Source organism: Microcystis sp. M090S1 (assembly GCF_020246295.1).
Taxonomy (GTDB): Bacteria; Cyanobacteriota; Cyanobacteriia; order Cyanobacteriales; family Microcystaceae; genus Microcystis; species Microcystis aeruginosa.
The window spans coordinates 1-2,845 of sequence record NZ_JADBTF010000028.1 but is presented as its reverse complement, the minus strand read 5'-3'; the positions used below and the strand labels follow the sequence as shown (position 1 = coordinate 2,845).

3 protein-coding genes are annotated in these 2,845 nt (G+C 38.5%); 1 reads left to right on the top strand and 2 read right to left on the bottom strand.

The window, feature by feature from the left end; all coding sequences use genetic code 11:
* On the bottom strand, nucleotides 1–1,245 hold a 1,245-nt coding region (locus IM477_RS01220; protein WP_287730185.1), incomplete at its 3' end, for a hypothetical protein.
* Nucleotides 1,246–1,407: 162 nt separating this feature from the next.
* On the opposite strand from IM477_RS01220, the gene IM477_RS01215 reads away from it, so the two are divergent.
* Nucleotides 1,408–2,394, top strand: coding sequence for an IS30-like element ISMae39 family transposase (locus IM477_RS01215; RefSeq protein ID WP_221275333.1), 987 nt, complete (start codon nucleotides 1,408–1,410; stop codon nucleotides 2,392–2,394).
* 48 nt (nucleotides 2,395–2,442) lie between these two features.
* On the opposite strand, the gene IM477_RS01210 is transcribed toward IM477_RS01215, so the two are convergent.
* Nucleotides 2,443–2,724 (bottom strand): GDP-mannose 4,6-dehydratase, encoded by a 282-nt coding sequence (locus IM477_RS01210; RefSeq protein WP_287730183.1) that lies wholly within the window; start codon nucleotides 2,722–2,724, stop codon nucleotides 2,443–2,445.
* Nucleotides 2,725–2,845 lie beyond the last annotated feature (121 nt).

Sequence of the window (2,845 nt, the reverse complement as noted above, 5' to 3'; positions counted from 1 at the left end):
TAAACTTTTTAGCCATTCAGGCATAGAGAGAATTGCCATGTATAATAAATTGGCAGCTAAGAGCCAATTGATCATTTCATCAACTAACCAAGGATATAAGAATGGACTTGCGTAAAAGGTTGTCACCATAGCGACTAAAGCCATACTGGAAGGTAAGCTCAATTGATTTTCTTGCTTAATCCAATCCAAAATTTGAGGAAGGGCAAAGATTAGAAAAGTTAATTTGTAATCATAAAGCATGCCAATAACAAGAAAATTTCCTAAATGAATTGCTGCCGCAAGACGGAAGTAATCAATGTATCGACTTTTATCTAAAGATTTGTCCGAATCGGTTGAGACAAAATCCGAACTAAGCCATTCTTTAAAAATTTTAAATTTCGACAATAAAACTCTGGTTAAGATTGACATAGTAAATAAAATCATAATTATATACATCATATATATGATCGTATTTTTAAGATCAGTTTCGCCGCTAGTAAGCTTTGATAGAATATATTTGACTGCACCAAAGAGGACTTTATAGCCAAAACTATACCAAATTCTCCCATCATGAATGCTTGAGATAGTTTTAATCTCCCCTATACTAGCGAGAAAATAAGTAATAAAAGCAGTGGTAAAAATAGCCGACAAGAACAGAAATAGATTTCTTTTTTCTTTAAGAATTACCGCCAGTCCAAAAATTGGAAATAGTTTAACAACCCCCCAAAAAAATATTAATAAATAGGCACACAACCTAAAAATTAATGCTCGGCTATTCTTAATTATCATTAGTGCGACACCCAGCCAAGAATAGATAACAATATCTACGTTGCCACGTTCCACTAAAAGCATTACTGGTGGTGAGCATAAAATTAGGGCATAAACTACAGCTTCTTGATAATTTAATCTGCCAATGATCATTAAAGTTATCCCATAAAAGATTAAAGCAAAGAAAACTCCCCAAAATATAGTATCACGCTGCTCTAACCCCAGCCAAGTTAATGAAGACCAACTACTGGGATAAGATATTTGCTTGAAGCAGGAATTATTTATTAGGGAAACTTCGCCTGTCAATCGATCACAATCAAAGGCACCTAATACCGCTCCAAGATCGATAAAAGCATTTTCAGCCGCAGGAACCCCCAGTCTCCACCAAAAATTGTGATAGGGAACAAAAAAATTAGCTACATACAATAACCCAAAATATCCTAAGACTGCGGCAACTACCAAAAATCTGCCATCAATTTTTGATGGCTTTTTGAGCATTTTCCTAATCTGGATATGTATTGAATTTACTATGTCCACTTAGTGCCTCCTGCTATTAAAGGATCGCCAATTCAAAAATGAAACGCATCAACCTCAAGAGTTGACAAAGAAAGGCTCATCAGGTACTGTCTGATCATTAACAAAAACAAATCAGACCCAAAAATGAGCCACCAACATCTTAACATAGAACAAAGAAACTTGCTCTACCAACTTAGTCAGGAGGGAAATTTATCTCAACGGCAAATGGCCGTCTGGCTCGGATGTCATCAAAGCACAATATCACGGGAATTAAAAAGGAATCAAAGTTCCCTTGGCTGCTATCTACCTGACACAGCACAAGCTCAAAGCGAGACAAGGCGAAAAAATGCCAAACAACCCTTTAAAAATGTCAGCGAGTCAGCCTTAGAGTTGGTCAAAGAAGGATTGAAAGATTATCATAGTCCCGAACAAATAGCAGGTCGTCTGAAAAGAGCCAGTCAAGAATCTCTCAGTCACGAAACCATCTATCAAATGATCTATCAGAACTATCACGGATGTGGAGAGTACCAGAAATATTTACGCCGGGGGCTTTGTCAAAGAAAGAGTCGAGGCGGAGCAAAAAGTAAGCGTGGAGGGATTCCAGGGCGTGTAGATATCAGCGAGCGACCAGCAATTGCTGACCAGAAAACCGAGATCGGTCATTGGGAAAGTGACACGATGATTGGAGGAAATCATCTAGGAGTTCTCGTTACCCATGTAGACAAGGCCTCGAAATTTCTAGTAGCAGGATTAGCCAAAAACAAAACCGCATCGGAAATCAATAGAGTCACAGAAAAACTTTTTCAAGAGATTCACCCTGACAAAAGAAAAACCTTTACTTGTGACAACGGCAAAGAATTTTGTGGACATCAAGAGTTGAGTCAGAAATTGGGAGCAGATTTTTATTTTGCTACTCCTTATCATTCTTGGGAGAGGGGATTAAACGAGCATACTAATGGACTATTAAGACAATTTTTTCCCAAGGGAACGAATTTTAAAATTGTTAAGCCAGAGCAGGTGGAAATAGCCGTAAACTTGATTAACAATCGTCCTCGAAAATGTCTTGACTATCGTACCCCGAATGAGGTATTCTATAAAGGTAGATCAGACAGTGATGCAATTCAGACTTGAATTGGCCGATTGATTATCTGTCAATGACTTGAGTTCGGTATAGGACGCTCATTGCGCCGCTAAATGAAAGACTACATCCGGTTGCCATGAAGCGATTAAACGAGCTACTAACTCAGCCTCTCGAATATCTCCTATATGATGACTCAGGTTTTGAGCTAAGTCTAATTGCTCAAATAAGGCGGGGGTGGTATTGGGAGCTAAACTGAGGCCTTTTACCGCTGCTCCTAGATGGAGTAACCAAAACGCCAGCCAAGACCCCTTAAAGCCCGTATGACCAGTAATAAAGACCTTTTTGCCCGGCCAAAATGCTTCCTTTACCATATTTTCCATCTAGTAGTCTGTCAAGTTTGAATTGAGGGATAGAGTTTTTTTAATTTAATACGAGCATCAGCAGTAGTAAATCTCCAGTCAACTGAATTTGACTTTTCATTTCGATTTTCTTCCCATGCCT